This is a genomic window from Turicibacter bilis (genome assembly GCF_024499055.1).
Classification (GTDB): Bacteria; Bacillota_I; Bacilli_A; order MOL361; family Turicibacteraceae; genus Turicibacter; species Turicibacter bilis.
Genome location: NZ_CP071249.1, coordinates 1,063,960 through 1,088,585 on the forward strand (window position 1 = coordinate 1,063,960; position 24,626 = coordinate 1,088,585).

A 24,626-nucleotide genomic window follows, 5' to 3' on the forward strand; every position below is an offset into this window, starting at 1 on the left:
TGGTGGAGGATGACGGGCTCGAACCGCCGACCCTCTGCTTGTAAGGCAGATGCTCTCCCAGCTGAGCTAATCCTCCACTTAATGGTGACCCGTACGGGATTCGAACCCGTGTATGCATGCGTGAAAGGCATGTGTGTTAAACCGCTTCACCAACGGGCCTGTTCCCTTAGTGCGACTTGATTATCTTATCATCTTTGTCGACTTCTGTCAAACACTTTTTTATCTTTATTTTCTTTTCTTCTTATTGCTATTCAACGCTGTATTATAATTATCATTATTGTTGAATAGCATCAAATGTTTTCTGTCTGATTTCTATTAGAAGCCTTACTTTTCTTCAAAAAAAGGTCAATTCTAACAAATATATACATTACAATCAAAAACACCTTAAATGATGTTAATAATCATATTGGAGCGGGTGAAGAGAATCGAACTCTCACAGTCAGCTTGGAAGGCTGAAGTTCTACCATTAAACTACACCCGCGTATTGGGGCGACTGATGGGAATCGAACCCACGAATGTCGGAGCCACAATCCGATGCGTTAACCACTTCGCCACAATCGCCATGGCAGGGGTGGCAGGAATCGAACCCACACTAACGGTTTTGGAGACCGCTGTTCTACCGTTAAACTACACCCCTACTTATTTAATTAATGGTGCCGGAAGCAGGACTTGAACCCGCAACCTACTGATTACAAGTCAGTTGCTCTACCAATTGAGCTATTCCGGCTTATATAATGGTGACCCGTACGGGATTCGAACCCGTGTATGCATGCGTGAAAGGCATGTGTGTTAAACCGCTTCACCAACGGGCCTGTTCCCTTAGTGCGACTTGATTATCTTATCATCTTTGTCGACTTCTGTCAAACACTTTTTTATCTTTATTTTCTTTTTTTCTCATTGCTGTTCAACGCTTTATTATATTATCATCATTGTCGAATAATGTCAAATGCTTTTTTCGAAAATAAATAGGAGTAAAATTAATTGATTCTACTCCTTAGGCTAACCTTATTAAACAAATATGGATACAGACCAAAACCATAAAACGAAATAATCATATTGCTTATAAATTTTGCATAATCAGTTTCCACCATAAAACAGCTAAATAACATTTTTATGCTAAGAAGGGAGCTAATTCCTATTATAAAGCACATGGTTCGCCTAAAAACACTTCTACTCAGCTGAAAATTGACATACCTCATTTCAAACCATATCCCCAATACGAAGCCACTATATCCTCCTATTGATCTAGCAAAATCACTAGATGAATTAAAGATAGCAGGTAAGAATACCAATAACGTTAATAAATATAGTAATTTTCTATTTTCTACTTTCACAAACAATCTATATGTAATATAGCTCATTAAGCTACCAATAATTATCCCACCTACAACATCTTTTGGATAATGTACTCCTAAATATAGTCGAGATAATCCAACTAATATAATAATTAAGATAAAAAAAATAGAATACTTATATTTTTTTAATAAAAGATATAGTGCTCCGTAAGTTGAGGCTGCTGCTTGAGAATGACCACTTGGAAATGAGTATCCTGTTGCGGTATGAACTCTAAGTGAGCGAATCCCTTCTTCACCAATTGGTCTTTTAGCTTTTACAATATTTTTGACTGTATTATTCAGCATTAAGCTACTAAACAAGGAGTAAGCAACATACTCTCCACTTGTTTTATCAATACACCAATATATTCCTAAAATTATAGAGATAATTAGTGAACTTTCACCAAGTATCGTTATCATTTCAAATAATTGATCTAAAAATGGTGTGTGAAAACTCTGAATGAATCTTAGAATATCTAGTTCCATCATGATATCCCCCTTTATTTATTTTTTCATTACTAGCCCTATACGATAAATTAAATAAGACTATATAAACACTTTAACTCAAAATTTTTTTCTATTTTCTCTCTAATAGTCCTCTCTCCTAGTTTAGAAATATTATCATAATATATTTTATTATGTTAACATCCTACTTAGACCACCTATTACTCTCAGGATAACCATAAATAAAAAATTCTCTTTTAAGAAGAGAATTTTTTATTTACTATAGTATTCAAGCATGCCACCTTCAACATTAATAACATCATAACCTAGATGTTCAAGATATTCTGTTACTCGAAAAGTACGGGCCCCCGATCGACAGATTAAATAATACGATATTTCTTTATTTAAAAAATCTTCTGGAGCTTGAAGTAATTCAGACATTGGAATATGTGTAGCTTGTGCTAATTTAGGCAGCGATAAGAACTCTATACTTTCTCGAATATCAATTAAGTTAATTGAATTTAAATTTGATTTTATATCATTAATATGGACTGATTTCATTGTATTCACCTTGCTATCTTTTCATTCTAACACGTTATCTCATTAAATAACAATGTAATACTTTTTTTAAAAAAACACCAGTAGAACTGGTGGTTTTCTCTGCGGCTGAAAGCCTCTGTTACCGGCCAGGGCCAAAGGCCCTCTGAATCGGTTTCCCTTCTGCACCACTTTTACTCACTGATCCTAAAAGGATCTCTTATTTTTTCTTTGGATTTTTTTGTCCTGTAAATGGATCATATTCTTCAAATAAGGTTAGCTGATCTGCTAGATAATCTTCTCGAAGTTGATCTCTGATGTATTGTTCTATCTTCTTTCTATTCCTTCCTACTGTATCTACATAGTATCCTCGACACCAAAATTTTCGATTCCCATACCTATACTTTAAATGCGCATGTCTATCAAAAATCATTAAGCTACTTTTTCCCTTTAAATAGCCCATAAATGCGGATACACTTAGTTTTGGAGGAATACTGACTAACATATGAATATGATCTCGACATGCATTTGCTTCAATAATTTCTACCCCTTTTCTTTGACAGAGTTCTCTAATGATTTGTCCAATACTTGCTTTATATTTTCCATAAATAGCTTGTCTTCTATATTTCGGCGCAAACACAATATGGTATTTACAATTCCAAGTCGTATGTGCTAAACTGTTGTTGTCCTTCATGGATAAACCTCCTAATGTATTGATAAAGTGGTCGGGAAACCTTTTTTATCTTATACATTAGGAGGTTTTTTTATGTTTATTACCACGCTAAAAGCTTTTTAGAACCACCTGCATAGCAGGTGGTTTTCATTTATACAATAAAAAAGAGCCGATAGTTGATCGACTCTTTTTATTCTATAATTTTTGAACATTTGAAGCTTGAGGACCACGATTACCTTGTGTTACTTCAAATTCTACTTTTTGTCCTTCTTCTAGTGTCTTAAATCCTTCTCCTTGAATTTCTGAGAAATGTACAAATACTTCATCACCATTATCTACTGTAATGAATCCGTAACCTTTGTCAGCATTAAACCATTTTACTGTTCCTATTGCCATATTTGAAAAACCTCCAAAATATAAATCATATTAACTAGTTACCGTCATTTAAAATCGATATCTTAAAATCTTCACTTGGTTAGATATGCTTTTAAGTGTAATGGAACTATCGCTTATATGATGGCCTTTTTTTAACTTAATATACATATTTTTAAAGTTTTATTTTAGTATAAATTTAAAAAGTGACCGTCAAAGGGCCACTTCTTAAATTATTCTTCTGTTGTTGTCTCTGTTTGAGCCATTACTACTCCATATTTTTGTTTTAAATTATTATCAAAGTATTGGTAGTAGCGTGTTAAGATACGTCCATTGTATAATTTACGGTTTTTATCTGCTTCACGACCAAATGCTTTTTCAAATTTAGAGAATGAAGTTAAGATATTAAAATCCCATGTTGATAATTTACGTTTCATCATTCCTAATTTTTTGTTTAATTTGAAGACTTCATCTTCTTCTCCGATACGCTCACCATATGGTGGATTTGTAATCATGTAGGCATACTTATAGTTTGAAGAGAATTTATGGAAATCTAATTGATGGAATTCAATTGATTTTGCTACTCCTGCCTTTTCAGCATTTTGACGCGCTGTACGTAAAACTTGAGGATCGATATCGTATCCGAACATGCGTAATGAGTTGTTTTTGATTGCCTTACGTGCACTGTCACGTACTTGTTCAAAGATTTCTTTATCCATTGAAGGCCACTCTTCACAAACGAAGTTACGATTTAATCCTGGTGCAATGTTGTTTCCGATTAATGCCGCTTCGATTAAGATTGTTCCTGAACCACAGAATGGGTCAACTAATAAACGTTCTGGTTTCCAACGAGATAATAAAATTAATGAAGCTGCTAATGTTTCTTTTAATGGTGCTTCACCAGCAAATTCACGGTATCCACGTTTATGTAATCCTGGTCCTGTTGTATCAATTGTTAAAGTAACTACATCTTTTAATAAAGCTACTTCAATTTTATAAACTGGTCCATCTTCTGTGAACCAATCTTGGTTATAAGCACGTTGCATGCTTTTTACAACTGCTTTTTTAACGATAGCCTGACAATCTGGTACACTATGTAATGTTGATTTAATTGATTTCCCAACAACGTGCATTTTTCCGTTCACCGGGATATATTGACTCCAATCAATCGCTTCTGTTTGATTGAATAAGTCTTCGAATGTTGTTGCTTCAAATTCTGCTACTTTGATTAAGACACGATCAGCAGTACGTAACCATGTATTAGTAATTGCGATATCCATTTCGTCTCCTTCGAAATGAACTTTACCATTTTCTAATTTTAAGTCTTCATATCCTAGTTGTCTTAATTCTTTTGCTGTAACAGCTTCGATTCCAAATGTGGTCGTTGCAATTAATTGATAATCCATATTTCTATTTCTCCTTATCTTAAAGTAGCCATTCGTCATGGACGAATAGTTACTGAGATGACATTTATGTTCAATACACTTTTATTTTATCCATTTTCAAGAGCTCTCAAAACTCTGTTTTTAAGGTGGCCTAAAATACCATTTTTAAGTTTATCACTAATCGTCAAACGTGGCAATAATTATCTTTTTATGTCTTATTGAAGATGTTGTAATTTTTCTACCACTAGATTTACTTTTTCACAGATTTTATGAATACGTTCAGCAAATGGATTTCCTATATCAAGATAGTGCTTTTCAACTTTTAAGTCATGTAAAGGCGGAACAATTGAATTCGTATAATCTGTCGATTCTAATACGACAATAACTTCTTCTAAAGAAAGTTCTAACTCTTTATCTAATACGACATCTGGTGTCGATTCTAATAAAAAGTTCAAGTCATACGTTAAATGATTAATATCTCGGTAAAGTTCAGCAATTTCTTGTAGTTTATTCACTTCTTTTAGTTTGACTTCTTTTTTCAATATAGTAAATTCTGTTTTAAGGGCCTCAATGTTTGAATATACTAAGTCTAAATCATTCATTTGTTGACTGAATAGCTGAATATAGCCTCTTTTTCCACGTGGTAATGTTCGTTGAAATACTTTCGCTGTATATATTAGGCCATTAAGGACTTGTTCATTGGCATATTGCAATCTCTTTTTAGCAAATTTACGATAGTATAGGTTTGAAAATATATAGTTATAAAATAACGCAATTAATACCCCTAAACCAAGGGCGATGATGCGTAAACGAAAGGTTAGCCATATGCTAGGTAATCCCGCTTCATTCACTTGTATATATTGAGTCATGTAAATCGATGTAAAGATGGCAACGGGCGAAACAAGACGCCAGTTAATTTTTAAGCAGACGTATAGTGTTAGAACCATTCCAATACTAATACTAAAAACATTAACTCCAAATGCTAGCACTAAGATTCCCGTAGCTGCGGCACCAATCGTCGAGGCAATCAATTGACTGACACCACTACGAACACCTGTTCGATTCAATGGTTCCAAATTGTACATGACTCCAAGTAAAACTGAAATCATATCTAACTGAGCAATTGGAAATTGTTTTCCGATGATATATCCTGTAGCGATAGCGAGTAGTGACTTTGTTAAATATAGTGGTGAGTCAAATAAGTAGGCTTCTTGACTTAAGCCTAATGTTTTACTAATCCTACGGTTCATATATTCCTCCAAAGCGTATGTTTCTATGTTATAGCATGACCATTTTAACATATTTTACCCAAATTTGTGAAAACAATAAAAAATCCATTCAATAAAATATTGAATGGATTTTTTATTTAATTTGAATGCTTCCATTAACTTGTTTCGTGTACTTAATGTTGTTGTTATCTAATAAACTTGTTAAAGCAAGCACAATTTGATTTGCAACTTCATTTTGATCACTAACAAATTGATTGTATGATTGAGTGATTTCTTCTGTCACACTTTCGCTACTTGTGACTTGATTGATAAGCTGATCTAAACTCATAAGTTTAAGATTTAATAGGCGTCCCATTTCACTAAAACTTTCATCTTTATTGGCAAGGAGTTCTTGTGTTTTATTGATGATATTTTGTTGCTGTGATTTTAATTCTTGAAGATAGGTTGGTGTAATATTGTTAGCGCCAATATGTTCAGATAAACTTTTGTTGATATTGTTATGTAAAACCATAAGTTCGTCGTATTGTTCAATGTATTCTGTGACTGGACTTGTAGTCGTCATACCAAATAAGCGATTGACAGTTTCTTGCGGGATGACACCCCCTGCATAAAGTAGAGTCAGTAAAACAACGACGAGCGGTAACCCAACAAGAAGACCTCGTAAGATATCTGAAAATTGATTTTGATTAGATAGATTGATGTCTGCCATTTGCGATTTGCGGCGTGTGGCACTGTATGGTGATTGTGATTTCCGATGCACAGACTGGGTGTATCCCCCGTATTGCCGACTCAAATCATGATTTGCTTTATATTGTGTTGACTCAATGTTGTGTTGATATGCTCGTACTTCATTCATTGATTGTTCTAGTTTTTCTTGTTCTTCTTCTTTCCAATGTTGGTACCAGTTGCGATAGTAGCTTTTATTTTTTGTGCCCATCTGTCTCGTTGCAAAATCGCTTGATTTGCAACTTCCCCCTTTCAAAAATGTTTGATTGTGTATTGATCCGGTTCATTTGCCTGTTACTAGAAGCATACGCCATTTAATGGATTGATATGATAAAGAATGAGGGAATTTCATTCGACTTTTTAAACTTTAAAGTTTGTAGTTATCTGCTAAATTTTATATAATGATAACTAGTGACAATTTTATAAGGAGGATTTATGAAACAAAAGTCTTTAAGAAAGTTCTTATTTTTTAACTTTTTAATTATGGCGGTTTTCAATTTCGCACATCCTGTGACACCTCGTTTAATTAATGAATTAGAATTACCGTCATATATGTTTGGTTTATTTTTTGCATTAATGTCAATTGGGAGTTATATCTTTTCACCTATTTGGGGAAGTCTATCTGATTACAAAGGACGTAAACGATTTTTAATGATTGGTGTTCTCGGATACGGAACAGCTCAACTTGGTTTTGGTTTAAGTCAAAGTGCAGCTCTTATTTCAGCCTTCAGGGTACTAGGTGGAGTTTTAAGTGTGAGTTATATTGCCGTTGTGATGGCGTGTATTAGTGATTTGTCATCACCTGAAAATCGTGCCAAATCATTAGCCTACTTAGCTGCAACGACAGCGATGGGATCAGCCGTTGGTTCTAATATCGGAGGTTGGCTTGGAGCCACTAATTATAAATATAGCTTTATCGTTCAATTTGCTGCCTGTATTGCTATAACCGTTGCTTTGTTCTTCTTGACTAATGAAACATTAGAAAAGAAAAAAGAAGGAAAAGCAGTATTAGCATTAAATCACTTAAAATTAAAAAAATCGAGTCTTGATTTTAAATCTATATTGGGTGCTCTTATTTTAACAGTAGCATTCATGAATATTACAACAACGTCTTATAATTCAACTATTGGATACTTCGTTGAATCAGATTTAAAATTACCAACACAATTAAATGGTTTAATTTTAAGCATTGTTCCAATTTGTGCTGTTTTAGTTAATTTCTTGGTTAATCCTCGTTTAGCAGCGAAGTACGATGAGCTAAAAACGTTAATCGTTGTAATTGCCCTTACCGGAGGATCTTTGTTCATTTGGGCGTATAGCTCAAATCTAATTGTGATGGGAATCTTCTTAGTTATTTTCTTTATTGTAATGCCGCTTGCTCAGCCAATTTATCAAAGTATGATTTCAAAGCATGCGAAAGATAATGCGGGAGAAATTATGGGGATTCAAAACTCGGCGCGTTCAGTCGGAATGGTCATTGGTTCATTAATGGCTGGGTTCTTATATGATTTTGGTAGTAAACTTCCATTCTTAGTTGGGAGTGTTATGGCTTTAATCGCTTGCCTTATCTTAATCTTACAATATCGTCGAGAGAAAAAAACATCAGCTTAGCTGATGTTTTTTTTCTTTATATTGATAACGAGATTGAATATCTTGCTCGGTCAGCCCTAGATTTAGAACTCGATTTAATTTATGAACACAGTATTTATTTGGATAATAACGCTCCGATACCCAAATCCACGTATCATCTAAGTTTAATAGATGACAAATCGCGAAGGCAATAGCTGCTGCTCTTGAAACACCAGTATAGCAATGAATAACAATACACTCTACTTCTTCCGCATGCTCTAATACAAAATCACGAATTTGTAAACAGTGTTCCTCTGATAGTAAAGTATGATTCTCTTGAACGGTTTGAATATCATCAAATGTTAGGGATATCTTTTCAATAATGCGAGGATTTTTATAAAAAGTTGGGATCTTTGAATGAGTTCCAAGAATTGAGATAAGTAGTGCAACTCCCATCCATTGATCATAGCTCCAATTTTGAGCTTCTTGTTGACTCATAATTTTTATTTCCATCCTATCACTCCCTTTTTTTCACTCTTATTCTAGTTTATTTAAAGCAATTTAAAAGTATCCAGTTTTTCTATTATTTTTTTCTTGAACGATAAACTATACTTCGACATAACTTTTTTAATCTTATATCTACAATATAAACGAATAAACTAAAAAAGAATAGAGGGATGACTAAATGCTAATTGTAGCGTTAGATGGTAGTGGAGACTTTCAATCAATTCAAGCCGCCATTGATTCATTAAAAGGAAAAGATCCTACCACTATTTTTATTAAACGAGGTGTTTATCATGAAAAGCTGTATCTGAATCATTCTCATGTCACCTTTATCGGTGAAGATGCAGAAAGTACCGTGATTACATTTGATGATTATGCTAAAAAGGTATTAGCAGATGGAACTTTATTACAAACATTTAGAAGCTATACGATGTTTATTCATGGGAATCACCTTACATTTTCTAACCTAACGTTTGAAAACAAGTCTGGAAAGGGGAAAGATGTAGGTCAAGCAATCGCCTTGTATGTTGATGGGGATTGTATTCATTTTAAAGATTGCTGCTTTTTAGGAAATCAAGATACTTTATTTACGGCTCCACTCCCATCTACTCCAGTTATTCCTGGCTCTTTTATTGGACCTGGTGAGTATTTTCCAAGAAAAGTCGGTCGGCATTATTACGAACGATGTTATTTACGAGGAGATATTGATTTTATCTTTGGTGGAGCAACAGCTTATTTTGAGAACTGTATAATTTTTTCAAATGCCCTAGATGGATTTAGTTATGTGACAGCCGCATCGACACCTAAAGAAGAAGCTTACGGTTATGTCTTTAATCACTGTAAGTTAGTCAGTAATGCCCCAAAAGGATCTGTCTTTTTAGGACGACCTTGGCGAAGGTTTGCACATGTGGCATTTTTAAACTGTTATTTAGGTCCTCATATCCATGCAGCGGGATGGGATGACTGGGGAAAAATCGATGCTCATGATTCTATTAAGTTTTATGAATTTCAAAATTTTGGTCCTGGTGCGAAATCTCATCAACGAGTCAATTTCTCTAAAGAATTGTCGCCCGAAGAAGCCGTATTTTATAAAAAAGAAAAAGTATTAGGAAATTGGGATCCAAACTAAGGTCTCACGAATGACAGTATCACCGCACAAACTAGGGAAATTAACCATTAATGATCTAAACTATTAAATAATCGGGTATATCCGCGTTGATACGATACATCATCAATTAATTGCTTGATATATTCCTCTTTAAGATTTTGTGTGGGGCTCAAGTATTGATTAATAATAATTATGAACCTTAAGCCTAAATAAAATTAGAAAACGAACAAAATCAATAGTACTCATATAATTCGATTCGATATTTTATCCTGTATAAGTTCTAAAGAAATTATTTTTTATCAAAAATAACTAGATACAAACCGAAATTTATTTCACCTTTCTAAAATCAATCTTAGTTATCAAAAAACTTTAATACTAAGACATCCTATAGTCCAGGGATCACCTATCATTGGTAATAAATGGATAACCTAGCAATTTCCAGAAGAAACCTAATCCTCTAATGCAAGGGATTTAGTTTTTACGTTGTGAAAAACTTATGGGGACTTATATAAAAACATAAAAAAATGGACAAGTTTAGACTTGTCTATTTTTATTTAGATAAAAATCCCCTGATCTTCTTTATTATTCAAGACGTCAAAAATTAGACGTCCCACTTCGTGCTTGCTTCCATCGGGATAATAATAGTAAAGAATGCGTTCTTCACCTTGTTCAAAAGCTGCTACGTTAAAAACAACGCCAAACTTCTGATTAAGTGGTACGAGCTCACTATAGCCTCCTAAATAATGAACTTGATTTAACTCTTCATCTGAATAAATATCTTTTGTGATTAATGTTGTAGGGCAGTCTTCTTCTAATCGAAAATTATAGGCATTGATGAGCGCTCCCTCTTCATCAGCCTTTGAAACTTCGATTGCTAAAATAATGGTCCATTGGTCGCCATCCTCATAATATCCCCAATCCCAATCAGTAAACTCGCTAAATTTAGACAAAGAAAGTTCAAAGTTATTCGATAACTCGTAGATACTTGAGCCATTACTTACCGATTGGTTAGGTGTTTCTAACCACCCAATTTGTTTAATCACTATACAGGCAATGATAACGATAAAAACTAATTTGACGACAACAAGGCTAGATAACCATCTTTGATCTGAATGATTTTGATAAGAAGGATGTTCTGTAATATCGATTCGGTGGTCAATGATACAGTCAAAAGCATCCGTCCACTCCGCTATCTTTTCTTTATAATACATATTATCGTCTGCAAGATGTTCATATTTTTCTAGTAGTTCATCATAAACTGCCTCTATTTCTTCTAGTGACATGGTGGGTGTTACCCCAAGAATTTGATACGCACGATTAACATCATCCATTTATCTCCCTACTCCCTATTCTCCTATTCAATTCATCATATGTTCATATTGGAGGATAAATGTCATCTTTTGCTTAAAATTAATCATTCACTTCTTCTTCAAATGAAATCACTTTTCCATCAGTAGCACTAATTTCAATTTTTTGTTCTTTATTATTTTTAATGGCTGTTGCTTCATAAACAACACCAATTTCTTTTGGTTGTAAATGAATTGAATGAACAAGCCCACCATTTGATTGAGCAGCCGCAATTGAGATCGCTTCATCAATCGAAATATTCACTCCATCTAAAATAGTTGGATTTTCTGATGTTTGTTCTTGTTTAAAAATTTCTCCAGTTAGCGCATCAAATTGAAGTTCATATTTCTGATTTTCAACATAAATATCAACTTCATAATAATTTGGGTGACCTACCTCATAATCAACACTTGTCACAATTCCATTTCCAATGGATTTTCGAGCTTGAATTAAGATATCTTCAATTGGCATATCACCGCCTTTAACTTGCGTAGTACCCGTTTCATTAACTGTTCCATTATTAGTTGGGGTTTGAGTCGTGGTTGAAGACTTTGTATTTGAACAAGCCGTTAATGCTAAAAGAGCTCCCCCAATTAATAAATAATGTCTATATTTTTTCATGTTTATTAACCTCATGATTTCTAATCTAACGTTTTTTAGTATGAACCATTGTTTGAGGTTTAAAACAATCTTTGGATAAAAAAATGAGTCCAAAATGGACCCATTTTATTGAATAACGTCTGGTGCAGAATATTCAATTCCATAAGTGTTAACTGTCATTGACTCAATCACAACTGGTCCATTACTTGTTCCCGCTACTTCAATATCATGTGCAACATCCATTCCAGATGTGACTCGCCCAAAGGCTGCATAATGACCATCTAAATGAGGTGCATCATCTAACATAATAAAGAATTGACTTCCTGCACTATCTGGTTGGTTGGTGCGAGCCATCGATAACACACCTTCCGTATGTTTTAAATCATTTTGGAATCCATTATTGATGAATTCTCCAGCAATCGCATAACCTGGTCCACCCGTTCCAATTCCATTTGGATCGCCCCCTTGTAAAACAAATCCTTTTTCAATTCGGTGAATAGTTAGTCCATTATAAAACCCTTGATTAATTAATGAGATAAAGTTATTCACGGTATTCGGTGCAATATGCGGATATAGTTCAGCTTGAATGGTTCCGAAATCCTTAATTTCCATCGTAACAAGGGGTAAGTTTTCAGGTACTTCAACCTCTGGTGCAATTAATTCTTTTGGTTTTGATTGACATCCAACCAGTGTCATCATAAGCAACAAGACTAATGTAAGTTTTCTCCATTTCAATTTCATCATATTCTCCTTTTTATTATAATACTTTGATTGTAGCAAAATAAAAACTAATTGTGAAGCTTCATCTATTTTTTGAGATAAGATTGAAGAAATGACTCGTCATACCTCCTCTATAATAGGAAGAGCTTATTTTCATTTCTAATGACCACTTCTCATCAACCACGATAGCAACATCTATATATAACCAGCAATACCTTTTACATTTTTATCATCAGTTTCGTCTCTTATGCCCTTTGGGTACTAACACATCCTATAGTCCAGGGGTCACCTACCATTTACGAAGTAAATGTATCTACCATTGGTAGGGAATGGGTCACCTACCATTTACGAAGTAAATGTATCTACCATTGGTAGGGAATGGGTCACCTACCATTTACGAAGTAAATGTATCTACCATTGGTAGGGAATGGGTCACCTACCATTTACGAAGTAAATATATCCGCCACTGATAGAGCTTAAAAATTTCCTGTGAAGAAAAATTATCTCAACTTATATAGATGTCATCATGAAATCAACACATAATTGTCTTACCTTATATATCAGTCACTATATGATTCACTCTTTTTAAATTCCTTACCTCTTATTATTTTTCTATCTAAGGTCTCAATAAAAAAAGAAGATGTCAGACATCTTCTTTTTAGGAAATACGATGTTATAGATAAGGGTTTCGATACCATCCACCGTAAGAAGGATAACCTCCCCATCCCCATCCACCATAATATGGATAGTAGCCTCCCCATCCCCATCCACCGAAGAATGGATAACCAAATCCACCGATAAAGAAACGCTCATCTTGTGGACTTCTCATCCCATATGGGGCAGCCCCATATGGAGTTCCATAAGAAACTGGATAAGGGTTAACGTATGGACCAACAGCATAAGGATTCGCATATGGTGCCGGATAAGGCATTGGACCTGACGAACAGCTTGGTTTATAAGGTGAATAAAGCATAGATGGTGTCAGAGGCAATGGATAAGGAAGAGGTTGCGCAGCTACTCCCTGTGTTTGTGTTTGAGCTGTTGTTTGATTAGATTGTTGATAGTTTTTTTGATTCACCGAAACGTTATATTGTTCAACACTAGCAGCAACTCCTCCTATTCCAACTTTTACGCCATCATTCGGTTGTATCGGAACCTCCGTCTGGATAGGTTTTAGCGGAACTGGAATCGCTTCTTCTTTCACCTTTGTCACTTGAGTCGGTGTTGGTTGTTGCACTTGTTGTGCCTGTTGGACCTGTTGAACAGGTGCCGGTTGAGCTTGCTGCACTTGTTGCACCTGTTCAACTTGTTGCACTTGCTGTACAATAGGTGCTTCTTGCTTCACCACAACCGGTTCAGGTTCAACTGTTGTAACAGTCTTAAGTTCAATAGGGCTAGTATCTAAATTCGGATAATATTTTTGAATGTGTTGTGCGACATTTGATTCTTCTTTTCGGGCAGGTGAAGGAACTTTGACTTTTAATCCAGGTACAAGGCCAGTTAAATGATTGATATGAGTATTCATCCCAATCAAATCTTGAACACTGACATTGTATTTCTCCGCAATCGATTGAAACGTGTCGTTTCTCTGTACAATGTGGATTTTCATAAGTCTGATTCTCCTCTCTACATTATCTCTTTACAATATATGATGAGATTTTCACGAATATAACAAACTTATGCGAAGTGAGCTTTTTCCCTTAAAAGAAGATAAAGTTCACTCGACATTTCAATGCTCAGTATAACCCTTCGTTAGTTTGATTAACATTTATTCTTCTTTAATTTTTATATCACTTGTAATTCAACAATCATTATTTATAGAGCATCAAATCGTTGGAAGATTCTTTATTGAATTTATCATTTAAAAAGCAATTCCGTTTCCTCCCATATACGCCGGTGATGGTGTTGAAAAAGATTGTCTAAAGTAAACCGGATGAACCATGATCTAATAAATATCAATGTTAATCTCTAATTTTTCAATTGTAATGATGCCAGCTAAGTTTTCATCTAAGTAATATCTATAAATTTGTAACGAACTTTTCAGTAAGCCTTACACCCTTTCTTTTAACGGTGCTACCTTCTCAAATCCAATAAGTTACGCTTTAAATTGGTAAGCTAGTTGATGTAAGCATCAGATGATTGTTACAGTATCCTATCATTTTTAACTATTTAAAATCACTTATCTTCCCAATATGATATAAAAAAAGCCACCTTACATCGCGTAAAGTGGCTGGGTGTTTTAGTCTTTGAATTCGAACTCAAAGTTAAGGATACGTACAAGATCTCCATCTTCCACTCCAAGGTCACGTAAGGCTTGATCAACACCGATTTGACGTAATTGACGTGCAAATCGCATAACTGATGCTTCACGGTTGAAGTCTGTTTGATGGAAGATTTTTTCCACGTGCGCTCCTGTAACAACGTATACTCCATCATCTCCACGAGAGATATGGAATTTCGCTTCTTCAGGTTTGAATTTATATGTTACTGATTGCTCCACTTCATCCTCATCATATAATGGGAATTGAGGTGTTTTCTCTAATAAATCAGCTGTTTTGTATAATAATTGGTCGATTCCTTGACGAGTTGCCGCTGAAATTTCAACGATTGTCACGTCATCTCCAACTTTTTCTTTGAACGCTTTTAGGTTTTCTTCTGCATCACCGATATCCATTTTATTAGCAACGACAATTTGAGGACGTTCTAATAATTTGTAACGGTATTGTGCTAACTCGTTATTGATAGTTACGTAATCTTCATAAGGATCTCGTCCTTCCATACCTGACATATCAATGACGTGTAAGATAACACGAGTGCGTTCAATATGGCGTAAGAATTGATGTCCAAGTCCTGCACCACTCGCAGCGCCTTCGATTAATCCTGGTAAATCGGCCATAACGAATGAACGACCATCAGGAACTCCAACAACTCCTAAGTTAGGAACTAATGTTGTGAAGTGGTATGCTGCAATTTTTGGTTTACATGCTGAAACAACTGAGATTAATGTTGATTTCCCGACACTTGGGAATCCAACTAATCCAACGTCAGCTAATACTTTTAATTCAACGCGAACTTCACGTTTTTGCCCTAACTCACCATTTTCAGCAAGTTCTGGCGCTGTATTACGAGGTGTTGCGAAGTGGATATTTCCACGTCCTCCACGTCCTCCTTTTGCGATAATCGCACGTTGACCATTTTCAGTTAAATCCGCAATGATTAAGTTCGTGCTGTTATCATAAACGATTGTTCCAACTGGAACTTTTACGACTAAATCGTCTGAGTTTTTACCATGGCAGCTTTTCGCCATCCCATTTTCACCGTTTTTAGCTTGTAAGACACGGTTATAACGTAAATCTAATAATGTTGATAATCCTTCGTCAGCAACGAAAACGACGCTACCACCGTTTCCACCGTCACCACCAGCAGGACCACCGTTAGCAATATATTTTTCACGACGGAAAGCTACGGCACCGTTTCCACCGTTACCAGCCGTCACTTTAAGTTTGACTTGATCGATAAACAAGTGCATCCCTCAATTCTATCTCATGAAACTATGACTAGTTTCAATTTGGTATTCTTCTATATTATTAAAACAAATTTGTAAACTCATACAAGAAATGAACATAAAAATAAACCCCTAATCAGATGATTAGGGGATTTATTAAATCGATTACTTAGCTTCTGGGTATACAGAAACTTGTTTTTTGTCACGTCCTAAACGTTCGAATTTAACGATACCATCGATTTTACAGAATAAAGTGTGATCCACACCCATACCTACGTTTGTTCCTGGATAAATTTTAGTTCCGCGTTGACGGTAGATAATTGATCCTGCAGAAGCGTATTGTCCATCAGCTAATTTAGCTCCTAAACGTTTAGACTCAGAGTCACGACCGTTCTTTGTAGAACCAACACCTTTTTTAGATGCGAAAAATTGTAAATTTAACTTTAACATGGGGCCACCTCCTACTTGTTTTCTATAACTGTTAAGTATTTAAATTGATCTTCTTCAATTGTTTGTAAAGAAGTAATCATTCCATAGATGAGCGTTTGACACGCATCACTTACGGGAAGATTTTCAACTAATAAATAACCATCTTCCATTTTTATACTAAGTTCTGATTCGTCTAAGTTGATAATGGAATTGGTTAAGCCAAATGTTACAGCGCTCACCGCAGCGCAGACTAAGTCTTCGCCCGGTTCACCCGCAAAGGCATGGCCGCTGATTTCAAATGACTCAACTTTATTATTTTGATAGTTAAAATTGGCTGTAATCATCGTCTAATAATTAAGCGTTGATAGCTTCGATAACCACTTTAGTGTATGGTTGACGGTGACCTTGTTTCTTTTTGTAACCTTTTTTAGGTTTGTATTTGAACACGATGATTTTTTCACCTTTACCGTGTTTTTCAACCTTAGCAGTTACAGTTGCACCTTCTACTAATGGAGCACCAACTTTAGCGTTTTCTCCACCAACGAATAATACTTCGTCGAAAGTAACAACTTCACCTTCAGCAACATTTAATTTTTCAACGTAGATAGCTTGACCTACTTCAACTTTTAATTGTTTACCACCAGTTTTGATAATAGCGTACATTACCTGCACCTCCTTAAAATTTAACTAAGACTCGCCATTAAAGGTATATGTCAAAGACATATTTTGACCTTATCCGTGCGGTTGTAGTACCCTAAGGTGCTAACAACATGATTCATTATATCAAAGCCAATATCATTCGTCAATCATTTATCTATGGTTATGTCTACCTTTTTCGATTATTTTTAAGTTCTGATAAAATTAACGTTTTCAAAAGCTTGATACTCTATTATCACTCATCTTACTTTTATTTAAACAAAAAGTCTTATACTTTTATGAATAGCATAAGACTTTTTTTATTGTATTTAAATCAATTGGCTTTAATAAGATGTCATCCATCATTGCTTCTTGAAATTTTGGATCTTCTTTTGATAATAGATTAGCTGTTAAGGCAACAATTCGGCCTCGATATCCTAGATGTCGTAATTTCTTTGATGCTTCATAACCGTCCATTCCCGGCATACAAATATCCATGACGACGACATCATAGTTAGGATTTTCTTCGATTTCTTGAACAGCTTGTATTCCACTATCGATTGTTTTAACTTTTTTAATCTCCATTACATCTAATATATCTTCCATTAACATCAGGTTAATTTCATTATCATCTACTACTAATACGGAAAAATCATCTGTCATTTGTGCCACCTTTAACTCCGCCTCCAACTTAAGTTTCATTCATTTTGTATTTATCATTTTAGTCAGTTTTAATTTGAGCGTCAACAATTAGAGATGGATTTTCTTCATATTTTAACTTTAACCATTTTATCTCATCATGCAGCCGATTTTTGACTTGAAATAAATTTAAATAACCTCGATAGATATTATCTTCTAAAGAATCATTCCTAACTTTTACGATTTTTCTTGGTAAATCAACATTTATATACATTTTCTTCTGTAAAAGAAAGCGTTGAAAAAGAAAATAAATGTGCTTATTATATCTTAATGTCGAATATGTTAAAAAACTCACAATGATAAATAATTGTCGAATATCGTATAAAATTGTTATAGCTATAAAAATAGTGATTAATCCTATATTTAACCATCTAATGATGTGTAAAACAGTTTTGTATGGAAAAAAACAACATAAAATAGCATTAATTAACCGACTGCCATCAAGTGGTGGCAGCGGAATGAGATTGAATATAATGACAAATAGCTGAGCCCATATGGCGTAATCATATAAAGTCATATTAACAAAAGCACTCATTTTCTCTCGCATTAAGATTAAAATAATGAGGGTGACGAAATTAAACAACACACCTCCACTACTAACAATAAAATCTTCAATATTTGATTTATTCAACTCTCCTTTGAACTCCATAATTCCACCGAAGGCGAAAAATTTGAGTTCTTCGAGTTCCCATTTATAAAAAAAGGCCATCATAAGATGACCACATTCATGAACTATGATCGTTAAAGCAAAGATAAAATATTCATTTAAATAGCCAAGTATAATAGCTAAGAGGGTCATTGCATAAAAAGAGTAATCAAACTTTAATCGGTTTTTACGCATGAGTAAGCCTCCTAATTATTGCATCAATAATTCTAAGTAAGCAGCAATATCTTGGTATTGACCCTCTTTATCTTTTAAAGATAAGTAGTAAAAAGCCTCATCACCAAAATCTGTTCCTGGTACATCAAGGATAGAACCGACACCTAAGACATCTCCAACTTTAATATGCTGATATTGGCTAACTTTTCGGTTCTCTAAAAATCCAACAGTTAGCGTCCATTCATTTTCTAACTGAATATTCATAAAATTACTAATTTTATCATCTACCCCCACATTTAACACAATCCCTGGAACAAAGCTATGTATTTCTTCATCTTGTTTGATTTGAATAATAACTCCATTTTCATAATCTTTTAACACCATATTATTATAAGCATCGTTAATGGCTTGTGAGACATCAAAAATTGGATCCGTACTAGTTCCTTCACCTTCAATCGGATTCCCTAATTCATCAACTGTTGTTCCTTGTGTTCCACTGACAAGAGAAGTAGAGTCATCCGTTTGAGGCAATCTAAACTCAAATGGTAACATATTTGAAAGGTACTGTTGATACATTTGTTCATACTTAGCAAACGGAAAACTTCCCATCATTGCACTCTTTACACTCTCATAAAGGGGAACATTAGGGAGTTTTTGAATGACTAATACACTCATCAATAAACATAAACAAATCATAGATTGGCGCATAAAACGTCGGATAAACATGATACTCTCATCTTCTTGCTGTTTTCGTCTATAGTAAGGTGATGAATGGTTAGCTTGATAACCACTATAGGTAGAGCGATAAGGTGGACGATTTCTTTTATGATTGGCCACAAAAATTCCTCCTAACTATTCTTTCATGTGCGCTAGCGTGTTCAATGCATCATATGAAAGTTAACATTAGATTAGAACATCTATTCCGATGACTCTACTTATTTTTAATGTGATCCATTCTTTATCCAACAACTCATTGCCTCCCGTTGTCCTCTGACTGAAAGCTAATCAAAAAAGACACTCCTTAATGGTTATTTTACTTAAATAACATCAATAAATTATCCCTCTTTAAAATTAATAGCTCTTTTTTAACTATCATATTCTTTTATTCTTTTTTATCGTACCACTGCATACCACCTTCTTCATATAATGTTGTGAATTTCTCTTTATTTAACTCATAACGTTCAGTATCTTTTCCAAAAATAACTTCAGCACAATCGATAACCATTTGGGCCATTTTTTCATCTGTCATATCTGATTGGGGACATGGTCCATATCCAGTAATTTCTCCATCATGACCTCTAACTGCTACACCAAAACTTGAATCACTAAATGTAATATTCATATATTGATCTAAATCTATTAGGAATTCACATCTAGGTTGAATATCTTTATCTTGAAAAGTAATGAAATCGGAGTAGTTAAACTTTCCTTCTTCAAGTAATGTAATGAATTTATCTCTATTTAACTCATAACGTTCAGTACCTTTTCCATAAAGAAGTTCTGCACAATCGATAAGCATTAGAGCTAAATCTTCATCTGTCATATTCTTTGTTGTTTGAGTTAATTCGCTCCATCCAACAATTTCACCATTACTTACCTTTATTTTAACCGTATAAAAAGACTCTTGAAATTCAACATTTATATATTCTTGCTCATTTTTATTCATTATATAAGGATCTACTGATTTTGCATTAACTCTTATACAACTAAAAACCATTAGTAAAGTTAATATAGAAAGCACATATTTTTTAGTCATGGTATTTCTCCTTTCTTTATTAGTTACTTTCCCCCGAAAAAAATAAAAAACACTGAATTGTGTTTTTATTTTTCATAAGTAACACTACTATTAGTAATTTTTACGCCCCGAGCATCATAAGTTCCTACAACTACACGATATTGAAGTGACTATCACTAAAACAAATGGAGATAAACAAAGTTATCAAATAAAGTTAGATGCAACAGAAGTAACACAAAGTGTTAATAATGATTAATGATTATTATTGAGAATATAAAAAGTGAGACAATAACTGTCTCACTTTTTATATTCATATATTAGTCATATTTAATATATGAAATGATTGATAATTCAATATTTTTTGAAATTTAGTCTTGATAATAATTAGTGTCTTTTTTAGTTAAAACTCGTTTAAAAACTGTCGCTGATATTTTCTAAACTGTGACTTTAAAATAGGATATAGCGGGATCGTGATTAAAGTATTAAAAATCGCAGTTGGAATTAAAATAAATTTAATAAATATCATGACTGACATATTCGTGGTCTTCATCGTATTGACGATAAAATAGACAAACCACTCCTCAAAAACAACCACTCCCATCACTAATGCCATCATAGATAATAAATTAACTGGCATCGTTTGCGAGATAAATCGTAATAAAATGAATGTAATAATCGGAAACAGGCACGTATATAGTCCAATTAAATCAGTATAACAAATATCATAGAGTAAGCCAAAAATGCAGGCAAAAATAATGGGGCGAATCCCTTTATCATAAAAAGTAAATAAGGCTAAGCAAATTAAAAAAACATTTGGAATAATCATATAATGACCAACTATCGGTTGAATCGGTAAGAAAATGACTAATAGATTATCTAACACAAAGCAAGTTACAAAAGTAATAATTAATCTACTCATTGTTTGATGTCACCGCCTCGCGTGCAACCACGATGACGTAGTCCATATTATCATAGTTTTTCTCACCTTTTAGATAAAGTGTTTGTGTTAATCCATCTTTGCTTACTTCAATGCGATCGACATATCCAATTAATAATGAACGCGGATAAACACCACCTAATCCACTAGTAATCACAGCATCCCCTTCTTCTACAGCCACCTCTTTTGAAACTTGTGTCATCACTAATTCATCAGTTGTGTAGTCATAACCTTCAACCGTTCCAATAGAACCTTCTTTTCCATCAATAATCGCTGAAACTTTACTTCCAAAATCTTGATTTTTAATCAATTTCACTTTAGCTGATAAATCATTGGTTGAAATGACTTTTCCAATTAAGAAACCCTCTTTAGATAAAACAGCCATGTTCTCTTTAATCCCTTGTTTACTTCCTTTATTAATGAAGATAAAATCATGCCATTGATCAACGTTACGCATGACTGTTGTGGCATTAATCGTTTCATAACTCGTTAAAGAAATTCCTGTACTTTGCAATTCTTCTAGTGAAGCCAGCTGTTCTTCTAATTGATGCGTATAAACTTCTAATGCCTCATAATTGTACATTTGTTGCTTTAATAATTTATTTTCTTCATAAGTATGGAATAAATCATTGATATTCGTTACGAATCGTTTAAATCCTTCAACAATTCCTGTATAGCCCGTTTGAACGACGGTCATTCCATCCTTAATGACACGTTCAGGAACTGAATTTTTCGTCTCTTGATGCATTGTATAACCGACTGTAATTAACGTCATAAAAATTAATACGATAATCCCAAACACTTTTAAATGGTTAACACCCTTCATTCGAACACATCCTACGTCTTTACAATAATCTTTTTTATATTGCTTATTATATATAATTGATATGTATGAAACAAGTCTATTTAGTCACATAAACACTAACTCAGAAAGTTTTCACACTTTTTCCATGAGATTTGACTTTACATCATTAAAAAATTCCCGCTGTATGTGGCAGGAACTTTCCATCTTCTATCCATCTAAATCAAAGTTTTCTTTAAGGATGACATACGTGTCACAGTCCACCCATTCGCGACGTCCATTTAATACCGCTCGTCTGACTAATTTATCATGAGTCATTCCTAGTTTTTGCATCACTCTGCCAGAGGCAACGTTTCGAACATCATGTTTAGCAATCACACCGTCAACTCCAATTTGTTCAAAAGCAAACTGAAGAACGGTTTTAGCTGCTTCAGTCGTCAAGCCTTGATTCCAATACCGTTTTGCAAGACAATACCCAAGTTCACAGTAATGACGTCGCCCTCGACGATGAAATTGAAACAAAGAAATCGAGCCAATCACTTCATCACTTTGACGATCGACAATCGCCCACTGATACGTATTTAACAGTTGATAAGCCGCTTCCCAATTCACTAAAATTCGCTCGGTTGTTTCTAAATCTTCATGAGTCGGCCATGCAACAAACTGAGTCACTTCATCATCACTACTCCAATTTTCAAAAACCATTGTTGCATCGCTGACTTTAAATCTTCTTAAATAAAGTCGCGATGTATCAAGCCGGCATGTTCCTAAATGTTTCATTCCTTAAACTCCTTTAAATCTCTTATTTTCCACTATCACCATAATTAGCTAAGACTCGGGCACTCGGATCTAAGACATTACACCCTTCCCACGCTTTATTCGGCATCCAATAGTCTTTAATCCATTTCGCATGTCCATTAAAGTGCCGATCAAAAATCTCACGATAAAGTAAAGATTCTTTCGTAAATGGAACACAATCACCTTCGTAATTTTTCACTTTTTTCTCAAACACCTCATCTGTATACTGAGATTCGGCATAATCTTTTAAAATATCGACTAAGGAATGTCCCACTGCATCTGAAAAAGCAGCCTTTTCTCTCATTAAAATACTTTGGGGTAAATAGTCACCAACAAAAGCCTTGCGTAACAAATATTTTCCTTTATTATACTGGTTTAATTTGAGTTGTGGATTCACGCCCATGACGTAATCAACGAAGGCTAGATCACCAAATGGCACGCGCGCTTCAATGGAATTGGCTGAAATGCAACGATCAGCTCGTAAAACGTCATACATATAAAGCTCGCGAATTCGTTTTTGAGATTCCTCTTGGAAAGCTGTTGCACTTGGTGCATAGTCTGTATATTTATAGCCAAACAATTCATCACTGATTTCACCGGTTAATAGCACTTTAACATCGGTTTGTTCTCGAATTGCCTTACATAATAAATACATTCCTATTGAAGCACGAATCGTTGTGATATCGTAAGTTTCTAAAATATAAATTACTTCTTCTAAACAATTAATCACATCATCTTTATTAATAATGACTTCTGTATGATCAGAACCAATGTAGTCGGCCACTTCTTTTGCATATTTTAAATCAATTGCGTCTGTCTCCATACCAATGGCAAAAGTTTTAATCGGTCGGTTCAACAACTTGGCAGCAATACTACAAACTAAACTGGAATCAAGTCCCCCACTTAACAAGAATCCAACAGGAACATCCGCATCCAATCGCTTACGAACACCTTCAATTAAGCGGGTATTAATCTCTTTCGTAATCTCTTCGATACTTCCATTATAAAACCCTGATGACTGTGCCGCATCATAATAGCATGTAAACGCACCATCCGCATAGTAATATCCCGGTGGAAATGGATAAACTTCATCACATAACTTGACTAATGCCTTCGCTTCAGAAGCAAACATGATTTTATGACTATTCTTAGAGTAGCCATAAAAGAGTGGTCGAATGCCAATCGGATCTCGTCCAGCAATAAAATCATCTTTTTTTGCATCATAAATCACAAGTGCAAATTCTGCGTCTAATTGTTTAAAAAAGTCTAATCCATACGTTTCATAAAGCGGTAAAATAATTTCGCAATCACTATCTGAGTAAAACGTATATTTATGTTTTAGTTGTTCCCTCCATTCTTTAAACCCGTACAGTTCTCCATTACAAACGACTAAATTTCCATGAAGTTCAAACGGTTGATTTCCAGACTTTGTTAAGCCCATGATTGATAATCGATGAAAGCCCCAAAGTCCTCGTTCACGATTTTCAATAACACAAAAATCTGGTCCCCGATATGAAATACGAATAAAGCTTTCTTCAAAATCCTCTACCTTTATATCATTTGCCGTATAAACCATAAATCCACACATTGATTTCATCCCCCTTCGACGACTGCCTATTACTCCCTTTTCTTTAATCATATGCTAGTAAGCGATTCTAAAATAACTACTTTTTTTGATTTTATCTCATCTTTTTCGAGTTTTCTTGAATTGAGCTTA

At 34.4% G+C, this 24,626-nt stretch carries 26 protein-coding genes, 7 tRNA genes and 1 other annotated feature; of the genes, 2 read left to right on the forward strand and 31 right to left on the reverse strand.

Features of this window, described 5'->3' with window-relative positions:
- From J0J69_RS05180 to J0J69_RS05245, 14 genes are all read right to left on the reverse strand, one after another.
- Nucleotides 1-76 (reverse strand) — tRNA-Val (locus J0J69_RS05180).
- 6 nt (nucleotides 77-82) lie between these two features.
- Nucleotides 83-159, reverse strand: a tRNA-Glu gene (locus J0J69_RS05185).
- Between the two features lie 248 nt (nucleotides 160-407).
- Nucleotides 408-481 (reverse strand) — tRNA-Gly (locus tag J0J69_RS05190).
- A gap of 4 nt (nucleotides 482-485) precedes the next feature.
- Nucleotides 486-561, reverse strand: a tRNA-His gene (locus tag J0J69_RS05195).
- A gap of 2 nt (nucleotides 562-563) precedes the next feature.
- A tRNA-Trp gene (locus J0J69_RS05200) sits at nucleotides 564-637 on the reverse strand.
- Between the two features lie 14 nt (nucleotides 638-651).
- Nucleotides 652-727 (reverse strand) — tRNA-Thr (locus J0J69_RS05205).
- An 8-nt stretch (nucleotides 728-735) separates the two neighbouring features.
- A tRNA-Glu gene (locus J0J69_RS05210) sits at nucleotides 736-812 on the reverse strand.
- Between the two features lie 165 nt (nucleotides 813-977).
- The gene (locus tag J0J69_RS05215; RefSeq protein WP_237252671.1) at nucleotides 978-1,820 is read right to left on the reverse strand and encodes a phosphatase PAP2 family protein; all 843 of its coding nucleotides are present in this window, start codon (nucleotides 1,818-1,820) and stop codon (nucleotides 978-980) included.
- A 231-nt stretch (nucleotides 1,821-2,051) separates the two neighbouring features.
- Nucleotides 2,052-2,339 carry a rhodanese-like domain-containing protein gene (locus J0J69_RS05220; protein WP_055245309.1) on the reverse strand — a complete coding sequence of 96 codons (288 nt, stop codon included), beginning with the start codon at nucleotides 2,337-2,339 and terminating at the stop codon, nucleotides 2,052-2,054.
- Nucleotides 2,340-2,535: 196 nt separating this feature from the next.
- Nucleotides 2,536-3,009: an IS200/IS605 family transposase gene (tnpA, locus tag J0J69_RS05225; RefSeq protein WP_212724780.1), complete on the reverse strand. Its 474-nt coding sequence runs from the start codon at nucleotides 3,007-3,009 to the stop codon at nucleotides 2,536-2,538.
- A 174-nt stretch (nucleotides 3,010-3,183) separates the two neighbouring features.
- Nucleotides 3,184-3,384 (reverse strand): cold-shock protein, encoded by a 201-nt coding sequence (locus J0J69_RS05230; RefSeq protein ID WP_212724781.1) that lies wholly within the window; start codon nucleotides 3,382-3,384, stop codon nucleotides 3,184-3,186.
- Between the two features lie 209 nt (nucleotides 3,385-3,593).
- Entirely contained in the window at nucleotides 3,594-4,766 is a 1,173-nt protein-coding gene (locus J0J69_RS05235) for a THUMP domain-containing class I SAM-dependent RNA methyltransferase (protein ID WP_055242530.1), read from the reverse strand.
- A 194-nt stretch (nucleotides 4,767-4,960) separates the two neighbouring features.
- Nucleotides 4,961-5,995, reverse strand: coding sequence for an aromatic acid exporter family protein (locus J0J69_RS05240; protein WP_055242531.1), 1,035 nt, complete (start codon nucleotides 5,993-5,995; stop codon nucleotides 4,961-4,963).
- A 112-nt stretch (nucleotides 5,996-6,107) separates the two neighbouring features.
- Nucleotides 6,108-6,911, reverse strand: coding sequence for a hypothetical protein (locus J0J69_RS05245; RefSeq protein ID WP_055242532.1), 804 nt, complete (start codon nucleotides 6,909-6,911; stop codon nucleotides 6,108-6,110).
- A gap of 224 nt (nucleotides 6,912-7,135) precedes the next feature.
- Between J0J69_RS05245 and J0J69_RS05250 the strand changes: the two genes are divergently transcribed.
- Complete coding sequence (locus J0J69_RS05250) at nucleotides 7,136-8,311, forward strand: MFS transporter (protein WP_212724782.1); 1,176 nt, start codon at nucleotides 7,136-7,138, stop codon at nucleotides 8,309-8,311.
- Here the strand turns inward: J0J69_RS05250 and J0J69_RS05255 are convergent.
- Complete coding sequence (locus J0J69_RS05255) at nucleotides 8,303-8,782, reverse strand: hypothetical protein (RefSeq protein WP_055242534.1); 480 nt, start codon at nucleotides 8,780-8,782, stop codon at nucleotides 8,303-8,305. The two genes, J0J69_RS05250 and J0J69_RS05255, sit on opposite strands and share 9 nt — an antisense overlap.
- Before the next feature lie 172 nt (nucleotides 8,783-8,954).
- Here J0J69_RS05255 and J0J69_RS05260 point away from each other — a divergent pair, with 172 nt between their 5' ends.
- Nucleotides 8,955-9,902: a pectinesterase family protein gene (locus J0J69_RS05260; protein ID WP_212724783.1), complete on the forward strand. Its 948-nt coding sequence runs from the start codon at nucleotides 8,955-8,957 to the stop codon at nucleotides 9,900-9,902.
- A gap of 533 nt (nucleotides 9,903-10,435) precedes the next feature.
- Here the strand turns inward: J0J69_RS05260 and J0J69_RS05265 are convergent.
- The 16 genes from J0J69_RS05265 to asnB form a co-directional block, all read right to left on the reverse strand.
- Complete coding sequence (locus tag J0J69_RS05265; protein ID WP_055242536.1) at nucleotides 10,436-11,212, reverse strand: hypothetical protein; 777 nt, start codon at nucleotides 11,210-11,212, stop codon at nucleotides 10,436-10,438.
- A gap of 79 nt (nucleotides 11,213-11,291) precedes the next feature.
- Complete coding sequence (locus J0J69_RS05270) at nucleotides 11,292-11,849, reverse strand: PepSY domain-containing protein (RefSeq protein ID WP_055242537.1); 558 nt, start codon at nucleotides 11,847-11,849, stop codon at nucleotides 11,292-11,294.
- 105 nt (nucleotides 11,850-11,954) lie between these two features.
- Nucleotides 11,955-12,440, reverse strand: a complete 486-nt coding sequence (locus J0J69_RS05275; RefSeq protein ID WP_343288202.1) for a peptidylprolyl isomerase — start codon at nucleotides 12,438-12,440, stop codon at nucleotides 11,955-11,957.
- Between the two features lie 781 nt (nucleotides 12,441-13,221).
- A complete protein-coding gene (locus tag J0J69_RS05280) occupies nucleotides 13,222-14,157 on the reverse strand; it encodes a LysM peptidoglycan-binding domain-containing protein (RefSeq protein WP_055276416.1) in 936 nt (311 codons plus the stop codon).
- A 630-nt stretch (nucleotides 14,158-14,787) separates the two neighbouring features.
- Nucleotides 14,788-16,071, reverse strand: coding sequence for a GTPase ObgE (obgE, locus tag J0J69_RS05285; RefSeq protein WP_305888111.1), 1,284 nt, complete (start codon nucleotides 16,069-16,071; stop codon nucleotides 14,788-14,790).
- Nucleotides 16,072-16,218: 147 nt separating this feature from the next.
- A complete protein-coding gene (rpmA, locus tag J0J69_RS05290; protein ID WP_055243282.1) occupies nucleotides 16,219-16,503 on the reverse strand; it encodes a 50S ribosomal protein L27 in 285 nt (94 codons plus the stop codon).
- Between the two features lie 11 nt (nucleotides 16,504-16,514).
- A complete protein-coding gene (locus tag J0J69_RS05295; protein ID WP_212724785.1) occupies nucleotides 16,515-16,826 on the reverse strand; it encodes a ribosomal-processing cysteine protease Prp in 312 nt (103 codons plus the stop codon).
- Between the two features lie 10 nt (nucleotides 16,827-16,836).
- Nucleotides 16,837-17,145 carry a 50S ribosomal protein L21 gene (gene rplU / locus J0J69_RS05300; RefSeq protein ID WP_055243284.1) on the reverse strand — a complete coding sequence of 103 codons (309 nt, stop codon included), beginning with the start codon at nucleotides 17,143-17,145 and terminating at the stop codon, nucleotides 16,837-16,839.
- Nucleotides 17,146-17,162: 17 nt separating this feature from the next.
- Nucleotides 17,163-17,238, reverse strand: a sequence feature (ribosomal protein L21 leader region).
- 177 nt (nucleotides 17,239-17,415) lie between these two features.
- On the reverse strand, nucleotides 17,416-17,781 hold the full coding sequence (locus tag J0J69_RS05305; protein ID WP_212724800.1) for a response regulator: 366 nt from the start codon (nucleotides 17,779-17,781) through the stop codon (nucleotides 17,416-17,418).
- 58 nt (nucleotides 17,782-17,839) lie between these two features.
- Entirely contained in the window at nucleotides 17,840-18,658 is an 819-nt protein-coding gene (locus tag J0J69_RS05310) for a metalloprotease (RefSeq protein WP_212724786.1), read from the reverse strand.
- A gap of 15 nt (nucleotides 18,659-18,673) precedes the next feature.
- Complete coding sequence (locus J0J69_RS05315) at nucleotides 18,674-19,474, reverse strand: M23 family metallopeptidase (protein ID WP_212724787.1); 801 nt, start codon at nucleotides 19,472-19,474, stop codon at nucleotides 18,674-18,676.
- 265 nt (nucleotides 19,475-19,739) lie between these two features.
- Nucleotides 19,740-20,303: a hypothetical protein gene (locus tag J0J69_RS05320; protein ID WP_256637935.1), complete on the reverse strand. Its 564-nt coding sequence runs from the start codon at nucleotides 20,301-20,303 to the stop codon at nucleotides 19,740-19,742.
- Nucleotides 20,304-20,772: 469 nt separating this feature from the next.
- Entirely contained in the window at nucleotides 20,773-21,291 is a 519-nt protein-coding gene (gene mreD / locus J0J69_RS05325) for a rod shape-determining protein MreD (protein WP_212724789.1), read from the reverse strand.
- A complete protein-coding gene (gene mreC, locus J0J69_RS05330; protein WP_212724790.1) occupies nucleotides 21,284-22,135 on the reverse strand; it encodes a rod shape-determining protein MreC in 852 nt (283 codons plus the stop codon). Before mreC ends, mreD begins: the two co-directional genes overlap by 8 nt.
- Before the next feature lie 186 nt (nucleotides 22,136-22,321).
- Complete coding sequence (locus J0J69_RS05335; protein WP_055243290.1) at nucleotides 22,322-22,891, reverse strand: GNAT family N-acetyltransferase; 570 nt, start codon at nucleotides 22,889-22,891, stop codon at nucleotides 22,322-22,324.
- Nucleotides 22,892-22,913: 22 nt separating this feature from the next.
- Nucleotides 22,914-24,497, reverse strand: a complete 1,584-nt coding sequence (gene asnB / locus J0J69_RS05340) for an asparagine synthase B (protein WP_212724791.1) — start codon at nucleotides 24,495-24,497, stop codon at nucleotides 22,914-22,916.
- Between the last annotated feature and the right edge of the window lie 129 nt (nucleotides 24,498-24,626).

Bases quoted from the DNA above. Each gene is read 5' to 3' on its own strand.
- J0J69_RS05215 (WP_237252671.1), bottom strand. From the start codon at position 1,820: ATGGAACTAGATATTCTAAGATTCATTCAGAGTTTTCACACACCATTT.
- J0J69_RS05220 (WP_055245309.1), bottom strand. From the start codon at position 2,339: ATGAAATCAGTCCATATTAATGATATAAAATCAAATTTAAATTCAATT.
- tnpA (WP_212724780.1), bottom strand. From the start codon at position 3,009: ATGAAGGACAACAACAGTTTAGCACATACGACTTGGAATTGTAAATAC.
- J0J69_RS05230 (WP_212724781.1), bottom strand. From the start codon at position 3,384: ATGGCAATAGGAACAGTAAAATGGTTTAATGCTGACAAAGGTTACGGA.
- J0J69_RS05235 (WP_055242530.1), bottom strand. From the start codon at position 4,766: ATGGATTATCAATTAATTGCAACGACCACATTTGGAATCGAAGCTGTT.
- J0J69_RS05240 (WP_055242531.1), bottom strand. From the start codon at position 5,995: ATGAACCGTAGGATTAGTAAAACATTAGGCTTAAGTCAAGAAGCCTAC.
- J0J69_RS05245 (WP_055242532.1), bottom strand. From the start codon at position 6,911: ATGGGCACAAAAAATAAAAGCTACTATCGCAACTGGTACCAACATTGG.
- J0J69_RS05250 (WP_212724782.1), top strand. From the start codon at position 7,136: ATGAAACAAAAGTCTTTAAGAAAGTTCTTATTTTTTAACTTTTTAATT.
- J0J69_RS05255 (WP_055242534.1), bottom strand. From the start codon at position 8,782: ATGGAAATAAAAATTATGAGTCAACAAGAAGCTCAAAATTGGAGCTAT.
- J0J69_RS05260 (WP_212724783.1), top strand. From the start codon at position 8,955: ATGCTAATTGTAGCGTTAGATGGTAGTGGAGACTTTCAATCAATTCAA.
- J0J69_RS05265 (WP_055242536.1), bottom strand. From the start codon at position 11,212: ATGGATGATGTTAATCGTGCGTATCAAATTCTTGGGGTAACACCCACC.
- J0J69_RS05270 (WP_055242537.1), bottom strand. From the start codon at position 11,849: ATGAAAAAATATAGACATTATTTATTAATTGGGGGAGCTCTTTTAGCA.
- J0J69_RS05275 (WP_343288202.1), bottom strand. From the start codon at position 12,440: ATGGAAATTAAGGATTTCGGAACCATTCAAGCTGAACTATATCCGCAT.
- J0J69_RS05280 (WP_055276416.1), bottom strand. From the start codon at position 14,157: ATGAAAATCCACATTGTACAGAGAAACGACACGTTTCAATCGATTGCG.
- rpmA (WP_055243282.1), bottom strand. From the start codon at position 16,503: ATGTTAAAGTTAAATTTACAATTTTTCGCATCTAAAAAAGGTGTTGGT.
- J0J69_RS05295 (WP_212724785.1), bottom strand. From the start codon at position 16,826: ATGATTACAGCCAATTTTAACTATCAAAATAATAAAGTTGAGTCATTT.
- rplU (WP_055243284.1), bottom strand. From the start codon at position 17,145: ATGTACGCTATTATCAAAACTGGTGGTAAACAATTAAAAGTTGAAGTA.
- J0J69_RS05305 (WP_212724800.1), bottom strand. From the start codon at position 17,781: ATGACAGATGATTTTTCCGTATTAGTAGTAGATGATAATGAAATTAAC.
- J0J69_RS05310 (WP_212724786.1), bottom strand. From the start codon at position 18,658: ATGCGTAAAAACCGATTAAAGTTTGATTACTCTTTTTATGCAATGACC.
- J0J69_RS05320 (WP_256637935.1), bottom strand. From the start codon at position 20,303: ATGAATAAAAATGAGCAAGAATATATAAATGTTGAATTTCAAGAGTCT.
- mreD (WP_212724789.1), bottom strand. From the start codon at position 21,291: ATGAGTAGATTAATTATTACTTTTGTAACTTGCTTTGTGTTAGATAAT.
- mreC (WP_212724790.1), bottom strand. From the start codon at position 22,135: ATGAAGGGTGTTAACCATTTAAAAGTGTTTGGGATTATCGTATTAATT.
- J0J69_RS05335 (WP_055243290.1), bottom strand. From the start codon at position 22,891: ATGAAACATTTAGGAACATGCCGGCTTGATACATCGCGACTTTATTTA.
- asnB (WP_212724791.1), bottom strand. From the start codon at position 24,497: ATGTGTGGATTTATGGTTTATACGGCAAATGATATAAAGGTAGAGGAT.